Raw genomic sequence first — 18907 nt, 5'->3', positions numbered from 1 at the left:
TGCCTTAAGGTTAACCAATGCGATCAAGCGCTGTGAGAATAACAGCTGTTCCTACCAATATCATTACCGGCTTTTTGGGTGTAGGAAAGTCTTCTGCAATTTTAAATATGCTCAAACATAAACCCGCTGAAGAAAGGTGGGCGGTGTTAGTTAATGAATTCGGCGAAATTGGCGTTGATGGTAGTTTATTGGCAGGCCAGCAAACACCTGAAAATGGAATTTTTATCCGTGAAGTTCCGGGCGGCTGTATGTGTTGCGCGGCGGGTTTACCTATGCAGATTGCACTTAACCAGTTACTTTCTCAGGCCAGGCCTCATCGCTTGCTAATTGAACCGGCCGGGCTGGGTCATCCTGTTGAAGTACTGCAGGTGCTTTCGGCTGAACACTATCGCAGCGTATTATCGATCCAAAGTGTTATTACGCTGGTAGACGCTCGCAAGCTATGTGATACCCGTTATACCACTCACGCCACCTTTAACCAGCAAATCGCCATTGCCGATGTTATCGTGGGAAACAAACAGGACTTATACGCACAGGAAGGTAAATTCCGCCTTCAGGAATACGCAAAAGTGCACGCTAGTGCAGATGCCAAAATTATTTTTGCTCAACAAGGTGTCTTTAATTTGGCGTGGTTGCAGCGCCCTTCGGCTACTGTTGTGCATACTCATCATCACTTTCACAATCGTTCAGATGACTCACCTGGTATTAACGCTGCGCCGTTTCCCGCATCAGGATATCTTAAAGCTGTTAACGAGGGCGAAGGATATAAAAGTATCGGCTGGCGTTTCTCACCTGCTAAAACCTTTGATCGAAGCAAGCTTTCTAATTTTTTTAGCGGATTACATGTAGAGCGGATGAAAGCCGTCTTTATTACGATCGATGGCGTCTACGGTTACAATTTAACAGCGGACGCGTTATCACAAGTAGAGTTAGATGACTGTGTGGAAAGTCGCATCGAAATTATAGCCGCAACGGTAACTGATGAGTGGGAAACGCAGCTATTGAGTTGTATAGCAGATCAATAGGCTTGTTACACATTAATGCGCATTAGTTTTACTTGGCCGGTGGCCGGCACCTCGCCAAGCGTACGCCGTTCACCAATATCGCAAGGTCTATAAAGAGTTTATTATTTAACAAATGAAAAAGCGGCGGATTCTTCTTTTGTAATTACAATTGCAGGCGCGGCTCAATGAAGTTTAAAAACACAGAAATACGCGATGAAACTGCGCTGTTTCGATAGTACACCGCCTGCACCGACTCGCGACGATTAGGGCTTAAAATATGCTTATTGAGCACACTCACTAAATGGCCCGACTTGAGATCTTCTTTTATCATAAAGTGTGATAACAGCGCCAATCCTTGTCCGGCAGTACACAGCTGGCGAACTGTTTCACCGCTTGAGGCGTAAATTGAAAAGCGCAGCTTTTGTGGGTTTTCTAGCGGCCAATTGTTTAAGTGCGGAGCATCGCTAAAGCCTATCAATCGCTGGTTGTGCAAGGTTTCAATGTTGTCTGCGAGGTTGTTTTGCGCCAGGTATTCTGGACTGGCAACAATGAGAAGTTTGCTATGGCCTAACCGGCGCGCGTGCAAGTTAGAATCGCTTAGCTCCCCAATTCGAATGGCGATGTCAGTTTTGTGTTCAAGCAGGTCAATGATGCTGTCATGGCTGGTCAGCTCTAAGATAATATCTGGATACGCACGGCAAAATTCTCCAATCAGAGGTGTGAGCTGATGAAGTACAAACGGGCTTGCGGCGTCCACTCGCAATATGCCTGAGGGCTTGCGGCTCAATACACGTAGCGCCTCTTCGCCTTTTTCCAGCATATTTAAGCCATCGCGGGCAAAGCTTAAAAAAAGTACACCTTCTTCAGTGAGTTCCAACCGTCTCGTAGTGCGGTTGAGCAGGGTAACGTTCAATGTCCGTTCTAAACGGGTTACCGCTCTAGATATTTTCGCTACTTGTTGATCAAGTAAATTGGCCGCAGCGGAAAAGCCGCCGGTATCGACCACCGTCAAAAAAGCTTCGAGATCTTCAGTTTTTGAATTAACAGGCATAGGTTAACCTTTTCATTTTTCGCAAAAGTATTTTGTCACTATTGCCATTTATTGCAAATGACTTTACTCACACAATAGCGCCATTGTTTTTAATCTTTACTTTACAGAGGAACCACAATGCCTATTGCGCTACTCGCGTTAACCCTGAGTGCCTTTGCTATTGGCACCACGGAATTTGTGATTGTTGGCTTAGTGCCAACCATTGCTCAAGATCTGAATGTGACACTACCCAGTGCAGGTTTATTGGTTAGCCTTTATGCCATAGGTGTGGCGGTGGGCGCGCCAGTACTTACCGCCGTGACTGGACGATGGAATCGTAAACATGTTCTGCTTAGTCTGATGGCACTGTTTATTGGAGGTAACCTTTTAGCGTGGCAAGCGCCTGGCTACGAAAGCCTGATCATTGCTCGTATCTTAACGGGTTTGGCTCACGGGGTATTTTTTTCCATTGGTTCTACCATTGCTACCGGATTGGTAAGCAAAGAAAAAGAAGCTAGCGCTATTGCCATTATCTTCACCGGCTTAACTGTGGCCTTAGTAACAGGTGTGCCGCTGGGCACGTGGATTGGCCAACACTTTGGCTGGCGTGCCACGTTTTTAGTAGTTTCGGCGCTGGGCATCATCGCCCTGATTGGTAGTGCCATTTTGGTCCCAAACAACTTAAAGCAAAGTAAGCCAGCGCAGCTTAAAGAGCAACTGCAGGTGTTAGTTCAACCACGCCTGGTGCTGGTTTATTTGATGACGATTTTAGGTTATGGCGGCACATTCACCGCTTTTACCTACCTTGCACCAATTTTACAACAAGAAACTGGCTTTGCACCTTCGGCAATCAGTCTCATTATGCTGGTGTACGGCGTGTCGGTTGCAATTGGTAATATTTATGGTGGCAAGCTGGCGGATAAAAAAGGCCCGGTCACCGCGTTAACCATTATTTTTACTGCCTTAGCTGTGGTTTTATTTGCCTTAACTTTCACTTTGGGTTCCAAAGCGGGGGCGGTGATCACTGTGTTAATTTGGGGCGCCTTTGCCTTTGGTAATGTGCCGGGTTTGCAAGTTTATGTAGTCAAACTAGCCGAAACATTCACCCCAAATGCCGTAGATGTGGCCTCGGGCTTGAACATTGCCGCGTTCAATATTGGTATTGCTTTGGGCGCTGTACTTGGCGGCGCAATTGTCGAGAACATGACACTGCAAGACACCGCCTGGGTAGGTGCGCTTATCTCTGTGGCTGCGTTGCTGGCAACCCGCTACAGCGGCTATCTTGACAATCGAAATGAAGCGCGTGCCCCGGCGGTCGTCTAACGCTCTATCAGCTACCACTTGATAACCCCAGGGCGCGACTTCAGTGAGATACTGGGACGTCGTTTGGCGTTCCAGATAAGCGCCGCTTTACGTTGTGGGCCTGGCTCACCAATACCCTCATCAAATGACTAAAGTGTCAGTCAGATTCTGGCATTCATGATAACTATCTAACCGGGGTTGTTGATGCCCTACCTTTTTATTTGTAGAGTACAGGCTGAAATATTAAAGGAATCTGAAGTTTAGCCACAGTTGCTCGTAAGCTGAAGAAGCAATGTCGCACACCGTTACAGTTAGCCATTGGCGCTGGCGGAGAGGTAATGGTAGCCGATTTCCCAACCATTGATTGTTTATAACGCCGGGATCAGCGAAAATAGCGGCCCATTACGATTAACTCGACGGATTTGACAAGCGAAGAACTGAAAAGAGAGTACTTCCAAAAGTATGTGCAAATCCGTGTACAAACGAAAAGAATTTATACATGGCAAACCAAGATTTTCTTAGTGAAATCAACAAGCGAAGGACCTTTGCTATCATCTCTCACCCTGATGCGGGTAAAACTACCATTACTGAAAAAGTATTGTTATTCGGACGTGCTTTGCAAAGAGCCGGTACGGTAAAGGGTAAAAAGTCCGGTCAACATGCTAAGTCTGACTGGATGGAAATGGAGAAAGAACGGGGTATTTCTGTTACCACATCAGTAATGCAATTCCCTTACAAAGACCACTTGGTCAACCTGCTCGATACTCCCGGTCACGAAGATTTTTCTGAAGATACATATCGCACCCTGACAGCGGTGGATTCCTGTTTGATGGTAATTGATGCCGCCAAAGGGGTAGAAGCCCGTACCCGCAAACTGATGGAAGTTACACGCCTTCGTGATACGCCCATTATTACCTTTATGAATAAACTCGACCGCGACATTCGAGATCCGATGGAAGTAATGGATGAGGTGGAAACCGAGCTTAAAATCGCTTGTGCGCCCGTATCCTGGCCCATTGGGAGCGGTAAAGGGTTTAAAGGTGTTTATCACATTTTACGCGATGAAACGATTTTATATAAATCGGGGCAGGGCCATACCATTCAGGACGTTCGCGTTATTAAAGGGCTGGATAATCCTGAGCTGGAAAAAGCCATTGGCGCTTCTTTGGCTGATCAGTTACGAGAGGAACTGGAACTGGTAATGGGGGCTTCTCACGAATTTGATCGCGAATTGTTTTTAGCCGGCGAACTTACCCCGGTTTTCTTTGGAACTGCACTGGGCAACTTTGGTGTAGATCATATGCTGGATGGCCTGGTTGAATGGGCACCTGCGCCTTTAGGACGCGAGACAGAAGATGGTCCAGTTAAAGCCAGCGAGCCTAATTTCAGCGGTTTTGTGTTTAAAATTCAAGCTAATATGGATCCTAAGCATCGCGACAGAGTGGCCTTCTGCCGGATAGTGTCAGGCAGGTATGAAAAAGGCATGAAAATGCGCCATACCCGCATCGGCAAAGATGTACGCATTTCAGATGCAGTAACCTTTCTCGCTGGCGATCGCTCGTTGCTTGAAGAGGCTTACGCCGGCGATATAATAGGTTTGCATAATCATGGCACCATCAGAATAGGTGACACCTTCACTTCAGGCGATAATTTCCGCTTTACCGGCATTCCGAACTTCGCGCCGGAACTATTCAAGCGCATCCGTCTGCGCGATCCGCTTAAGCAGAAACAGTTGTTAAAAGGCTTGATCCAGCTTTCTGAAGAGGGCGCGGTGCAAGTTTTCAGACCCCTCGCCAACAATGATTTAATTGTGGGGGCTGTGGGCGTCCTGCAGTTCGACGTGGTCGTAGCAAGATTAAAAGCTGAATATAATGTTGATGCGTTGTATGAACATGTCAATGTCAGTACCGCGCGTTGGGTGTATGGTAAAGATGCGAAAAAGCTTGACGAATTTCGGCGAAAGGCCGAGCAGAATCTGGCATTGGATGGAGGCGACAACCTCACTTACATCGCACCGACAATGGTGAATTTGCAGTTGTCAAAGGAACGCTATCCAGACATCGAATTTAAAGAAACCCGCGAACATTAAGATAAAGAAAAATTATGAATATACATGCATTACTCGTGAGCCGGTTTACTGAAGCGTTACAGGAATTAGGTGTAGATGACGCGCCGGTTCCCGTTGCTCGCAGTGCACGCCCGGAGTTTGGCGAATATCAATTTAACGGTGCGATGGCGCTGGCAAAAAAGCTGCAGCAAAAGCCGCGTGATATCGCACAGAAAATTGTGGAACTTGTTAAGCTTAACGATGTTGCTGCTAAGCTGGAAATCGCCGGTCCTGGGTTCATTAACGTTCATTTGAACGACGAATGGCTGGCAAACCAATGTGAGCTTGCGGTGCACGATCCCCGCCTCGGCGTGGCCAAACAGCCTTCAGATACTGTGGTAGTCGATTATTCATCACCCAATTTGGCTAAAGAAATGCACGTGGGTCATTTACGGACCACTATCATTGGGGACGCCGTAGTAAAGGTGCTGGAATTTTTAGGACATAAGGTTGTTCGACAAAATCATATGGGCGACTGGGGTACCCAGTTCGGTATGTTGCTGGCGCATTTAAATGATAAATTGCAGAACAACCAGGTAGCCGAAACAGCATTATCAGATCTGGAAAACTTCTATCGGGAAGCCAAAGTTCGCTTCGATGAAGAAGAAGGTTTTGCTGATCGAGCGCGGGAATATGTGGTTAGGTTACAACGCAAAGATGCAGATTGCATGGCGTTGTGGCACAAATTTATTGATGTTTCTATCGCCCACAGCGAAGAAGTTTACCAAAAATTGAACGTCAGTCTGACTCGCGGCGATGTTATGGGCGAGTCTGCTTATAACGATGATTTGGCCAATGTAGTCGCAGAACTAAAAGCCAAAAAGATTGCTGTGGAAGATCAGGGCGCTCAGGTAGTGTTTATTCCCGAACTTGCTGATAAAGAAGGTAAGCCTGCCGTCTATATTATTCAAAAATCCGGTGGCGGTTATCTATATTCCACCACCGATTTAGCCGCGATGCGCTACAGAAGTCGAGAGTTAGAAGCCGATCGAACTCTGATTCTTACTGACGCCCGCCAGGCTTTACACTTTAAGCAAACCGAAATCGTAGGACGTAAAGCCGATTTTATGAAGCCGGAGCAAAGCTATGAGCATTGCCCGTTTGGAATGATGCTGGGAAGTGATGGGCGGCCGTTTAAAACACGTACGGGCGGTACCGTAAAACTGGTAGAGCTGCTTGATGAAGCAGTAGAACGTGCCGCCAAACTGATCACTGCTCGTGATACCGATTTGAGTCAGGACGAGCTTACCGATGTGGCTCGGAAAGTCGGAATCGGCGCCGTTAAATACGCCGATTTAAGTAAAAACCGCACTACAGATTACGTGTTTAACTGGGACACAATGCTGAGTTTTGAGGGTAACACTGCACCTTACTTGCAGTACGCTTACACACGGGTGAAGAGCATTTTTCGCAAAGCGGGCGTGACACTCGCCGATTTACCCGTAGATATTCAGCTTAAACAGCCCCAGGAGCATGCGCTTGCCGTATTGTTACTGCAATTTGAAGAAATGATTGGTGTAGTTGCGCGAGATGCTACTCCCCATATACTTTGTACCTATCTTTACGATGTGGCGAGTGCGTTTATGTCTTTCTACGAATCGTGCCCGATCCTTAAAGCAGAGGTTGATCCGGCAGTGAAAAATAGCCGTTTAGCTTTAGCTGCACTGGTGGCTAGTACTCTTGAGCAAGGATTAAATTTGCTGGGTATTGAGACGCTGGAAAAAATGTAGGCGGTTTTTTATTGAAAACTATGCCACAGTGAAAGAGGTAATATGCCTCCGCTGTTTGTTTTGCAATTAACGTAAAGGGAAGTTTAACTATGACCAAGATTCTCGCTTTTTCCGGCAGCGCCCGTAAGCAGTCATTCAACCAGGCTGTTGTGGAAATGGCAGCGGAAGGCGCCCGAGAAGCAGGCGCTGACGTAACGGTTGTCAATCTTGCTGATTATGCCATGCCGATGTATCACCAGGATGAAGAAACTGAGTTTGGTATTCCTGAAAAGGCGCAAGCTTTTAAAGAATTGCTGATTGCAGCGGATGGCTTTCTTATTGCGTCACCTGAATACAACAGTAGCTATCCGGCATTACTGAAAAACGCTATTGACTGGGCATCGCGCAAGACGAACGACGAAGCCGTGCTTGCGGCTTATCGCGGTAAAGTCGCAGGTATTATGGCGGCCTCCAGCGGTGGTTTGGGAGGAATGCGCGTGTTGGTGGTGCTGCGAATGCTGCTGGAAAACCTGGGAACCCTAGTGATACCAAACCAGAAGGCCATCGCTAAGGTAAATACGCTGCTCGATAGCTCTGGCAGAGTTGTTGACGAAAAAACCGTTCAGCAACTGAAAGCGTTAGGCGCAGAAACCGTAGAGTTGGCGCGCAAAATTAACGCCGATTAAGTTATTCCTTATTCCTTTATATTTCGCGCCGGAGATCAAATTCTTGGTCCTCCGGCTATCAAAATTACCCCCAATTCGTTATTATTCGCGGTCTTAACTCGAATATGATTATTGCAGACTATGTTTGAAGTAAATCCTGTACACCACACCATTAGCGATATCCGGGCACGAACGGAAGCGCTTAGGGGGTATCTTTGACTTTGATGCCAAGTCAGAAAGATTAGAAGAAGTAAATCGTGAATTAGAAAGTGCGGAGGTTTGGAGCAATCCTGAACGCGCTCAAGCGCTGGGTAAGGAAAAGGTTGCACTTGAACAGGTGGTAGAGACCATCGAAAACCTTAACCAGGGCACTGAGGACGTAGAAGGGCTGCTGGAACTTGCCGTTGAGGCCGAAGACGAAGAGACCTTTGAAGAAGTCAAAGGCGAACTGAAGGGGCTGCTTGAGCAACTTGAGAATCTGGAGTTTCGGCGCATGTTTTCCGGCCCCAATGACGGCTGTGACTGCTACTTGGATATTCAGTCAGGCTCTGGCGGTACAGAAGCGCAGGATTGGGCAAATATGCTGCTACGCATGTATTTGCGCTGGGGCGAAGCCCATGGTTTCAAAACTGAACTTATTGAAGTATCAGACGGTGACGTGGCGGGTATAAAAAGTGCGACTATTCGTTTTGAGGGCGAATATGCGTTTGGCTGGTTACGTACGGAAACTGGCGTGCACCGGCTAGTGCGTAAATCTCCCTTTGATTCCGGCAACCGCCGCCATACCTCTTTTTCATCGGCATTTGTTTATCCTGAAATTGACGATGACATTGAGATTGAAATCAATCCATCTGATTTAAGGATCGACACCTATCGTGCCTCAGGCGCTGGTGGACAGCATGTTAACCGAACCGATTCGGCGGTGCGAATTACCCATGAACCCACGGGTATTGTTGTGCAGTGTCAGAATGACCGTTCGCAACATAAAAATAAAGATCAGGCCATGAAGCAATTGAAAGCAAAACTCTACGAGTTCGAGCTTCAGAAGCAGAATGCTGAAAAACAAGTGATGGAAGACAATAAATCCGATATTGGCTGGGGTAGTCAGATTCGTTCCTACGTACTGGATGACTCCCGTATAAAAGATTTACGTACCGGAGTGGAAACCCGCAATACGCAATCCGTGCTTGACGGAGATTTAGATAAATTCATTGAAGCCAGCCTTAAATCAGGGCTGTAATCAACTAACAAGTGAACAGGCTATGACCGACCAACAACTCGACGAAAACAAATTAATAGCCGAGCGCCGGGCAAAATTGCGCGCCATTCGGGAAAACTGCCGCGCAAACGGGTTTCCGAATGCCTTTCGCCGCGAAAACTATGCTGAAGAATTGCAGAATAAGTTCGGTGAGCAGGAAAAGGAAGCGCTGGCTGAGCAGGGGAATAAGGTTAGCATTGCCGGTCGAATTATGGCGAAACGAGGGCCATTCCTGTTGCTGCAGGATATGACTGGTCGTATTCAGTCATATGCGTCAAAAGAGACACAAAAAGATATTAAAGCGCGCTACGGCAGCTTGGATATCGGCGACATTATTGGTGTGTCAGGCGTTTTGCATAAGTCGGGCAAAGGCGATTTGTATGTGGACATGGAAAACTACGAGCTGCTAACCAAAGCGCTGCGTCCGCTGCCGGAAAAATTCCATGGCTTAAGCGATCAGGAAACCAAGTATCGCCAGCGTTACGTTGATTTGATCACCAGTGAAAAAACTCGCGAGACCTTTAAAATTCGTAGTGCGATTATAAACGGTATCCGCAATTACTTGACGACGCGGGATTATATTGAAGTAGAAACTCCCATGCTTCAAGTCATTCCCGGTGGTGCAACAGCAAAGCCTTTCGTTACGCATCATAATGCCATGGATATTGACATGTATCTGCGTATCGCTCCTGAATTGTACTTGAAGCGCCTGGTGGTTGGCGGCTTTGAGCGAGTGTTCGAAATTAACCGTAATTTCAGAAATGAAGGCCTTTCAACTCGCCACAATCCAGAATTTACCATGCTTGAATTCTATCAGGCTTACGCAGATTTTAACGATTTGATGAACCTGACCGAAGATATGTTACGCACATTGGCGAAAGATATCCTGGGAACGACGGACCTGGTTAATACTGTTCGTGATACTGAAGGTAATGTGCTGGAAGAAAAGCATTATGACTTCGGCAAGCCATTTGATCGCTTAAGTATGGGCGAGGCGATATTAAAATATTGGCCTGAAGCGAATGAAGCGGCTATCCGCGACCCGGAAGCGCATCTTGATGAGCTCAAGGCCATGGCTAAACAGCTACACATAAAAGAGCCTGAAGTGGATGGCATTTGGGGGGCCGGTAAATATCTTTGTGAAATTTTTGAAGCCACGGCCGAAGAGCAGTTAGAGCAACCCACCTTTATTACTGAATACCCTTGGGAAGTGTCACCTTTAGCGCGCAGAAATGATGAAAATTCGTTTATTACTGATCGCTTTGAATTCTTTGTCGGTGGTCGAGAGTTGGCGAACGGATTTAGCGAACTAAACGATCCAGAAGATCAAGCGGAACGTTTCAGCAAACAGGTAGAAGAAAAAGACGCCGGCGACGACGAAGCCATGCATTTTGACGAAGATTACATTCGTGCTCTTGAATTTGGTTTACCGCCAACGGCAGGTGAAGGAATTGGGATTGATCGGTTAACTATGTTGTTTACCGATAGCCCTACCATTAAAGATGTAATCTTGTTTCCTCATATGAAACCACAATCACAGGACTAGTAGGAAAAATCAATAGCGCCTAGGTCAGCACGCCTTTGCTAGCCTGGAGTGCACAAACTTTTTCGTATAAAAAGGAGTTGGTGGAAACATCAATTCCTTTTTTTTTGGCAGTACGTATGACATAGCCATTGATGGCATCAATTTCTGTTGCTCGTTGATGGGCGATATCCTGATGCATGCTTGAGTAGTTGGCTGCGCTGGCGTGGATCACCTCATAAACCCGCTCTCGTAAAGCATCCTTACTAATGTCGTATCCTTCGCTACGCATTACGCGAAATATTTCAGTTATTACGCTGGCAATGCAGGATGTGTACTCCGGCTTAGCCAGCTCTCCATTGGGAATATTATGAATAGCGGTTAGCGGATTAATCACCGCGTTGACAGTCAGTTTGATCCACAGCGCAGATAGCATGTCTTCCCGCCAATTGATGGGGGCAAAACAAGCACTAAATACTCGAACTATTTGGTGCGCTAAATCTTCCGACCGCGTGGTGTCAGGGGCGGGTCCGATGTCGGTACGTCCACTCCCGGTGTGTTGAACGCAGTTCGATGACACGCGCAACGCTGCGTGACTTGTAGTGGCGAGGAAAAGCGGATTTTGTGGCAAATACTGACGTACGGCTTCATAGCCGCCCATGCCATTGTGAAGAAGTAAAACTGGCGTTGAGGGGAGCAGGCGATGTTGCCATGCTCGGGCGGCATCAGCAAGTTGATAAGCTTTTAGCGGTAAAACCAGAATGTCTTTTTCGGTAAGAGTTTGTGGCTCAGGAGCGTTGTGCTTCAGTCGTACTGTTTCCCTGTTTTGCTTTATGACTTCCAATGTCCGCGAAGTATTCTTTCTTGGCATTAAGCTGTAAGGTATTGCCGCCTGCTCAGCACCCGCCCCAAGTAAAGAGCCTATAGCGCCTGAGCCCACAATGCGCAAAGCGAGTTCAGTCATCTGTGTTGTCTTTCGGCTTATCAGACATGTTGGAAGGCAGTTGATATCGCGGCCAGGGCAGCTTGGCAGGAGAATCTAGTTCGCTAAGCCATTTTGCAAAAGCGGAATGAGTAAAAGATTGCCCATATTGAGGGGAGGCAAACAACTGAAATTCCTCCGCCTGATAAATAAACTGTAGCCCCCAGGCATGAAGATAGGTGCGATCAGCCGGTGTACCACCGTATAACTCATCACCTACAATCGGACTGCCCACGCTTTTCATAGCCACGCGAATTTGATGCGTTTTCCCAGTTAAAGGCTTTACTATCGCCACGCGCTCGCCACTGGAAAGCGTACTGCTGAAAAACTGGGTAACAGCAGGATTATCTTTGCTTTTTAGTAAAACATGTTGGCCTCGACGGCGGTTTTTCATATCGCCGGCAATTGTGCCTTGCTTCTTATTGGGTTTTTTGCTGAGCTGAGCGATATAAAATTTCTGAATGAGACGGTTGGCAAAAAGATCGCCAATTATCGCGGCAGCTTGAGCGTTTCGAGCCAGAAGTAAACAACCAGAAGTGACAGTGTCAAGGCGATGACATAAATGCATACCTTGCAAATTAAGCTGACGCTGCAACACGGCAAGGATCCCATTTTCAGGGTCGTGCATCGCTATGCCAGAAGGCTTGTTTATAACGATGAAATCCTTATGGGTATGTACTACGGGTATTGGATTCATTAATTATTCTTGTAAAAGCGCGATTGCGGTTTGGTAGTCGAATTCATTCACCGCATCTTTGACGGCCTGCCGCTTATCGCTATCGTTGATGCTCGCTGCCAGCCAATCTGTAAGCTGCTGCTGTGAAACAAACTGCCCTCGCTTTAAGGCCTCCATCAGCGCTATTCTGGCGTCTGGATCAAAGGCTACTTTTTCCGGAGGCGGGGCAGCGGCGGGAATATCGGCAGACAGTTTATTAATAACAGTGAAAGTTTGCTGTAAGACTGCGAGAAAGTTATTGTATGGAGCCGAAACGCTGTTGTTTTCGAGGGCATTTTCCAGTTCAAGACAACAGTTGTGTAAGGAAGTGCAGCCCATATTGCCCGATACGCCTTTAAGGGTATGGATATATCTTCGGGCCTGCTGCCAATCCTGTTGGGTAAAACAAGCTTCCAATTTTGCTGGGGTCTGTTCATACTCTCTGGCGAACTTTTGCAGCAAGGTGAGTAGCAAGCTTTTGTTACCCCCTAGCTGTGAAAGCCCAAAATCGAGATCGACTAATGTCTCCGGCGCTTGCATAAATACTCCCTTCTCATATCGAAATAAGTGTAAATCATAGGGAAATAAATTGATATAAAGAGGTCTAACGTTAATTGCCAATTCTGAATAGGCTCGCAGCAGAAGCGATCTGGCTGTATGCTGAATGGCTATAATATAATTATCTCAGTTCAAACTGACTGTTTGACAACAGTAATGATTCCCCTGAATGGGTGAGTGTATCTCGTTAAAAAGGATGAAAGATGTCAGTAAACCTGGCTATTAGAGCAATAGTATTTCTCGCAGCGATAAGCCTGTTTTCCGGTTGTCAGCAAACCTCAAACCAGAAAGCGTCAGAAGATAATCCCTCCGCGGCAGATGTCTATATCCCCTTTGAGCGTTATACGCTTGATAACGGCCTCACCGTTGTTTTGCATGAAGATCATTCAGATCCTCTTGTACATGTGGACATCACTTATCATGTGGGATCCGCGCGTGAGGAAGTCGGTAAATCAGGCTTTGCACACTTTTTTGAACATATGATGTTTCAGGGGTCGCAAAACGTTGCGGACGAGCAGCATTTTAAAATTGTCACGCAGGCTGGTGGCAGTATGAACGGCTCTACTAACACCGACAGAACAAACTATTATGAATCCGTTCCGGCCAATCAGCTTGAAAAAGTGCTTTGGCTGGAAGCAGACAGAATGGGCTTTTTGCTGGACGCCGTCGATCAGAAAAAGTTCGAGAATCAGCGCGAAACAGTGAAAAACGAAAGGGCACAGCGGGTCGATAATCAGCCCTACGGGTTACGTTTTGAGAAAACTGGCGAGGCGCTTTATCCGCCCGGCCATCCCTATTCCTGGTCAACAATCGGTTATGTAGAAGACTTAGATCGGGTAAATGTAGAAGATCTTAAAGCGTTTTTTGAGCGCTGGTACGGCCCTAATAACGCAGTGCTTACCATTGGCGGCGATATCGATATCGCACAAACAAAACAGTGGGTTGAAAAGTATTTCGGCAGTATTCCCGCAGGTCCCGATGTCGATGAACCGAATCCACAGCCTGTGAGCCTGGACAACGATCGCTACGTGACACTGGAAGATAAGGTGCATCTGCCGCTGTTGCAAATCACCTTTCCCACGGTGTATGCACGTCATCCTGATGAAGCGCCGCTGGATGTTCTCTCTGATATTTTAGGCGGTGGAAAAACCTCACTGTTTTATAAAAACCTAGTGAAGGGGGGCGATGCGGTGCAAGCAGTGGTGTCGCATCCGTGTCGGGAGCTGGCATGTGAATTCCAGCTCCTGGCTCTTGCTAATCCGGCAAAAGTGAAAAATCTTGCTGAACTTGATAACGCCATTAACGCCACGCTAAAAGAATTTGAAACACGGGGTGTGTTACCTGATGATTTAGCGCGCACTAAAGCCGGAATTGAAGCATCCACAGTATTCGGGTTGCAAAGCGTCTCCGGTAAAGTGTCTACTTTGGCGTCTGGGCAGACATTTGAAAACCAACCGGATCTGGTAGCGGAAGATATTCGTCGTTACAACGCCGTCACGGCTGAAGATGTCATGCGCGTTTATGAAAAATACATTAAGAATGGTCACGCGGTTGTTCTAAGCGTGGTGCCAGAAGGTCATAGCGAACTCGCGGTGAAGCCCCAGAATTTTGCCTTACCGGAGCGCAATATTCCATCGCATACGGAAACACCTGCTGAAAAAGTCGAAACTGCCGCGGTTAAAGATAATTTCGATCGCTCAATGGTGCCTAAAGCCGGGCCCACTCCTATTGTAGAGGTGCCCGCGCATTGGGAGACAGAGATTCAACCTGGTATTGAAGTGCTGGGTGTGACCAGCGATGAAACCCCCACTGTAACACTAACCTTAAGTATGGAAGGCGGTGTGTTACTTGATGATAAAGCGAAAGCTGGTACCGCTTATCTAACATCTATGATGATGAATGAATCGACAAAGAATTACACCAATGAAGAAATGGCTAACGCACTGGCTAAATTGGGAAGCGCCGTTCATTTTAATGCTGCAGGACGCTATTCTCAGGTATACGTCTCCACACTAACCAAACATCTTGATGAGACGCTGGCGTTGCTGGAAGAAAAGCTTTATCGGCCGGCTTTTTCTGCCGAAGATTTTGCACGGCTTAAAGAGCGGGTGCTACAAAGTATGCAGCAACAATTGAACAATCCGTCTTTTTTAGCTCGTCGCGCCAGAGATGAGGTGTTATTTGGGGAGCAAAACCGGGTAAGTTTGCCGGATGAAGGCACGATGGAGACTCTCGCAAATATTTCCCTTGAAGACGTAAAAACGTTTTACAAGAAGTATTACTCACCAGCGAAAGCCAGCATCGTTGTAGTGAGTAATTTATCGCAGGAAAAAATCGCGAAATCACTGGATTTCCTGAGCCTTTGGAAAGGGAGCGATTATTCGATTGATGAATATGCACCCTTCCCGGAATACGACAATAAAAATATCTTTTTTGTTAATCATCCCGGGGCGGTGCAGTCAGTGGTTTATATTGTCGAACGCGGACTCAAATTTGATGCTACCGGCGACTATTTTAAATCCCGATTGATGAACTTTCCTCTGGGTGGGGCTTTCAACAGCCGCATCAATCTTAATCTGCGGGAAGACAAAGGCATTACCTATGGCGCTTCCACTGCATTTATGGGAGGCAAAACGATAGGGTGGTTTGAAGCCAATGCCGATATAACTGCGAAGAATACTGCAGAGGGAATCTCTGAAATTCTGCGGGAAATAGAAAGCTTTCGTAAGGAAGGAATGACTCAGGAAGAGCTGGAATTTATGCGCAGCGCGTTTACTTTAAGTGATGCGCTTGAATATGAAACGCCCACCAGTAAAATCAGTTTTCTGCGCCAGTTGCTATCTTATCAATTACCTGATGATTATCGCGCCCAGCAGATGAAAATTATTAATCACATTACCACTGATGAGCTGGATGCGTTAGCGCAGCATCAATTGGATACAGACAAAATGCAGATTATTGTAGTGGGTGATAAAGCCACGGTTTTTGAACAACTTCAAGGCCTGGATATAGGTATCACTGAGCTGTCGCTGGAAGCGGAAGCTGCAACACCCAAGAATTAAATTATGTGTAAATCAATACTAGATTTACATGACAATATTGAATTTGAATGGCATCCCCCCATTAAAGCGGGAATGCCTACCATTATGGATAATTGATTTGACCTCTACTGAACTGTCTTTCAGCCAACGTGTGGCTGCGTTAGATACTCCCGAATTTTTGCAGACCCTGACTCAGATTAAGCGGGGCGTGGAGCGGGAAGGTCTTCGTATCCAATCTAACGGTAAGTTGGCGACCACCCCACATTCACCAGCTTTGGGTGCTGCGTTGACCCACGAAAGCATTACTACCGACTATTCCGAAGTCTTGCTGGAGTTTATTACCCCGCCAGAGACCGACGCCAATGTCACCATTGAGCAGCTTCAAGATATTCATAAATTCGTAATGAGCCATATTGACGGCGAAAAATTATGGCCGATGAGTATGCCTTGCTTTATTGATGATGAAAATGACATCCCGGTCGCTTACTTTGGTGAATCTAACGTCGGGAAGATGAAACGCATTTATCGTCTTGGTCTTAAAAACCGCTACGGCAGCATGATGCAGGCTATTGCTGGCGTACACTATAATTTCTCATTTCCTTTAGACTTTTGGCAGCAGTGGGACGCTCTGCATGGAAGCCCTCATAATCAGGATCAGATATCGGCAGACTATTTAGCACTAGTACGCAATTACCGCCGCCTATGTTGGTTGATTCCCTATCTTTACGGTGCATCGCCGGCTTTATGCAGCTCGTTTTTAAAAGGTAAAACCCATAAGCTACCTTTTAAAAAGGTGGGGAAAGGCACCTACTATCTGCCATATGCAACGTCGTTGCGCATGAGCGATTTGGGGTATACCAATGCAGAACAGTCTGCACTGCATATTTGCTACAACCAGTTAGATAACTATGTGAATTTATTGCGCACGGCAATGAATACTGAATCATCCACCTATAAAAAGTTTTCAGCAGGCAAAGATGGCAACTATCAGCAGTTAAGCCCTAACATTTTACAGATTGAAAACGAACTTTATTCTCCCATTCGTCCTAAGCAACCTACTGCGTCGATGGAAAAACCTACCGACGCGCTGGTAAGGCGCGGAGTGAGCTATATCGAAGTTCGCGCCCTTGATGTAAACCCGTTTACCCCGGTGGGCATCAGCCGCGATCAAATGGATTTTCTGGATGTGTTTCTACTGACATGTTTGCTCATCCCCAGTAAAACGCTGGATGCTGAGCAACTAATGGAAGCAAACGAAAACCTTACCTCTATTGTTCTGGAAGGGAGAAAGCCTCATCTTCAACTTAAAAAAGATGGGCAGCCAATAGCGATGCATACGTGGACAGAGCGCTTGTTCGACGAACTCGCTCAAGCCGCCAAACTGCTGGATAAAGCGCATGCGTCCTCTCGCTATTCTGCAGCAGTAACCCGGGAGTGGGCTAAAATTAAAGATCCTGAATTAACGCCGTCTGGTCAAATACTTTCTGCCTTAAGAAAAGACAACGCAGACAATAGCGCCTTTGGATTGTTGTTGGCGAAAGAATACACTGACGCATTTGCGAATTTTCCGTATACTCACCAATCCGCTGAAGACTTCGAGACAATGGCAAAAGCGTCTCTGGAGGCGCAGCGCACCATTGAAGCCAATGATGATAAAGATTTTGATACCTTTATCCGGGCGTACTATAACGAACCGCCGGCAAAAAAAATGCCTGACTAGGTCAGGCATCAAAAAGGTTCCAGGGAAACACACATTTTACTAGAACACTTATTTGGACACCCGATGTTAAAAAAGTTCAAACAAGTCTGCATTTTTTTTTCTGGATGTTTGGTATTGCTACCTGTACTGCTTGTAGGATGCGCGACAATGCCACCTACAGATAGCAGCAACATCTGTAAAATTTTTTACGAAAAAGACAGTTGGTATGATGCGGCGGCAGATGCCAGGGATAGATGGGGCGTACCTATACACGTACCCATGGCGATGATGTATCAGGAAAGTTCGTTCAGGCATGATGCCTTACCTCCCAGAGATTATGTCTTTTTTGGGCTTATTCCCTGGGGGCGAGTCAGTTCAGCCTATGGTTATTCTCAGGCGAAAACCCCCACATGGGCGGACTATGTACGAGAAACCGGTAATAGTTGGGCCGATCGAGATGACTTTGAAGATGCCATGGATTTTATGGGCTGGTTTATTTATAAAACCCATTCCATAAACGGTGTGTCAAAATGGGATGCTTACGCCCAGTATCTTAATTATCACGAAGGGTGGGGCGGATATCGTCGTAAAACCTATAATCAGAAGGCTTGGCTGAAGAAAGTGGCGCGGATAGTAAAATCCCGTTCCCTTCGTTATGCGACTCAGCTTAAAACCTGTGAAGAAGACCTGCAGAAAAACTGGTTCATGAAGCTGTTTTCCTGAATTTATTTTCTATTCCTCCATCTCCCTGTGGGCGCGGCCAGCAAGGCGCGGCCGGGAAAGCGCGGCCAGCATGGCGTGGCTCTTTCAGCTTTTTAAGTTGCGCCAATTGCTTTCGATTTAGCCGCACTACACCTTCATGAAATTGGCTTGTCAAAAGTTGAAAAAGTCTCGCACTGCGTAAGCACACATTAATGAGTATTATTCACCGTGCTTGTGTCACCGACGCACGCATTGGCGTGTCCGCCTGTGTGAGCGTTTGTTGGTTTGGAAAATCGGGGGGTGAGTCTGCCAGACGAAGAAAGGGTGGGCAGATGCACCACACATCTGCCCACAATCGACGTTAAGCCAAGACCGTTAATACCCAACGTCGAACAGGCATTTTCAGAATAGTGCAAATGATAATGATTAGCAATATCGTTTTATTAAATTTATTAAAATATCTATGAAAAGTTGTTGTGTTATCTCAGGGCAGGTTTCGAGCTACGCCAATTGCGCGATTTACCGCCACTAAACCTTCACGAAATTGGTTTGTTAAACGTTGAAGAATTCTCGCGCGGAGGGAGCACACATCATTGCGGATTAGTATCACTAA

The 18907-nt window shown here is 46.6% G+C and carries 14 protein-coding genes; 10 read left to right on the top strand and 4 right to left on the bottom strand.

Annotation, left to right across the window (positions count from 1 at the left end; all coding sequences use genetic code 11):
• Positions 1–17 precede the first annotated feature (17 nt).
• Complete coding sequence (locus CA267_RS03585) at positions 18–1025, top strand: CobW family GTP-binding protein (protein WP_075608752.1); 1008 nt, start codon at positions 18–20, stop codon at positions 1023–1025.
• A 142-nt stretch (positions 1026–1167) separates the two neighbouring features.
• On the opposite strand, the gene CA267_RS03580 is transcribed toward CA267_RS03585, so the two are convergent.
• Complete coding sequence (locus tag CA267_RS03580) at positions 1168–2055, bottom strand: LysR family transcriptional regulator (RefSeq protein ID WP_075608753.1); 888 nt, start codon at positions 2053–2055, stop codon at positions 1168–1170.
• 117 nt (positions 2056–2172) lie between these two features.
• On the opposite strand from CA267_RS03580, the gene CA267_RS03575 reads away from it, so the two are divergent.
• The 6 genes from CA267_RS03575 (at position 2173) to lysS (ending at position 10621) form a co-directional block, all read left to right on the top strand.
• Positions 2173–3357 (top strand): MFS transporter, encoded by a 1185-nt coding sequence (locus tag CA267_RS03575; protein WP_075608754.1) that lies wholly within the window; start codon positions 2173–2175, stop codon positions 3355–3357.
• A gap of 478 nt (positions 3358–3835) precedes the next feature.
• Positions 3836–5425 carry a peptide chain release factor 3 gene (prfC, locus tag CA267_RS03570; RefSeq protein WP_075608755.1) on the top strand — a complete coding sequence of 530 codons (1590 nt, stop codon included), beginning with the start codon at positions 3836–3838 and terminating at the stop codon, positions 5423–5425.
• A 14-nt stretch (positions 5426–5439) separates the two neighbouring features.
• Entirely contained in the window at positions 5440–7173 is a 1734-nt protein-coding gene (argS, locus tag CA267_RS03565) for an arginine--tRNA ligase (RefSeq protein ID WP_075608756.1), read from the top strand.
• Positions 7174–7262: 89 nt separating this feature from the next.
• Entirely contained in the window at positions 7263–7838 is a 576-nt protein-coding gene (locus tag CA267_RS03560; RefSeq protein WP_075608757.1) for an NADPH-dependent FMN reductase, read from the top strand.
• 120 nt (positions 7839–7958) lie between these two features.
• A protein-coding gene (gene prfB / locus CA267_RS03555) for a peptide chain release factor 2 (RefSeq protein ID WP_097349168.1) occupies positions 7959–9057 on the top strand; the annotation gives its coding sequence in 2 pieces (ribosomal slippage) (positions 7959–8033 and positions 8035–9057; 1098 coding nt in all).
• A gap of 22 nt (positions 9058–9079) precedes the next feature.
• Entirely contained in the window at positions 9080–10621 is a 1542-nt protein-coding gene (gene lysS, locus CA267_RS03550) for a lysine--tRNA ligase (RefSeq protein WP_075608759.1), read from the top strand.
• 19 nt (positions 10622–10640) lie between these two features.
• Here the strand turns inward: lysS and CA267_RS03545 are convergent, their stop codons facing one another.
• Genes CA267_RS03545 through CA267_RS03535 form a run of 3 tightly spaced genes read right to left on the bottom strand, consistent with a single transcriptional unit; the run spans position 10641 to position 12834 of the window.
• Positions 10641–11561: a ketopantoate reductase family protein gene (locus CA267_RS03545; RefSeq protein ID WP_075608760.1), complete on the bottom strand. Its 921-nt coding sequence runs from the start codon at positions 11559–11561 to the stop codon at positions 10641–10643.
• Entirely contained in the window at positions 11554–12276 is a 723-nt protein-coding gene (locus CA267_RS03540) for a TIGR01621 family pseudouridine synthase (protein ID WP_075608761.1), read from the bottom strand. Before CA267_RS03540 ends, CA267_RS03545 begins: the two co-directional genes overlap by 8 nt.
• 3 nt (positions 12277–12279) lie before the next feature.
• On the bottom strand, positions 12280–12834 hold the full coding sequence (locus CA267_RS03535; protein WP_075608762.1) for an Hpt domain-containing protein: 555 nt from the start codon (positions 12832–12834) through the stop codon (positions 12280–12282).
• Between the two features lie 221 nt (positions 12835–13055).
• Between CA267_RS03535 and CA267_RS03530 the strand changes: the two genes are divergently transcribed.
• From CA267_RS03530 to CA267_RS03520, 3 genes are all read left to right on the top strand, one after another.
• A complete protein-coding gene (locus CA267_RS03530; protein WP_075608763.1) occupies positions 13056–15914 on the top strand; it encodes a M16 family metallopeptidase in 2859 nt (952 codons plus the stop codon).
• Between the two features lie 97 nt (positions 15915–16011).
• Positions 16012–17613 (top strand): glutamate--cysteine ligase, encoded by a 1602-nt coding sequence (gshA, locus tag CA267_RS03525; protein WP_075608764.1) that lies wholly within the window; start codon positions 16012–16014, stop codon positions 17611–17613.
• A gap of 63 nt (positions 17614–17676) precedes the next feature.
• The gene (locus CA267_RS03520) at positions 17677–18315 is read left to right on the top strand and encodes a transglycosylase SLT domain-containing protein (protein ID WP_075608765.1); all 639 of its coding nucleotides are present in this window, start codon (positions 17677–17679) and stop codon (positions 18313–18315) included.
• Positions 18316–18907 lie beyond the last annotated feature (592 nt).

The sequence above is a fragment of the Alteromonas pelagimontana genome (assembly GCF_002499975.2).
Lineage (GTDB): Bacteria > Pseudomonadota > Gammaproteobacteria > Enterobacterales > Alteromonadaceae > Alteromonas > Alteromonas pelagimontana.
This window is presented reverse-complemented; position numbering and strand designations above follow the sequence as displayed.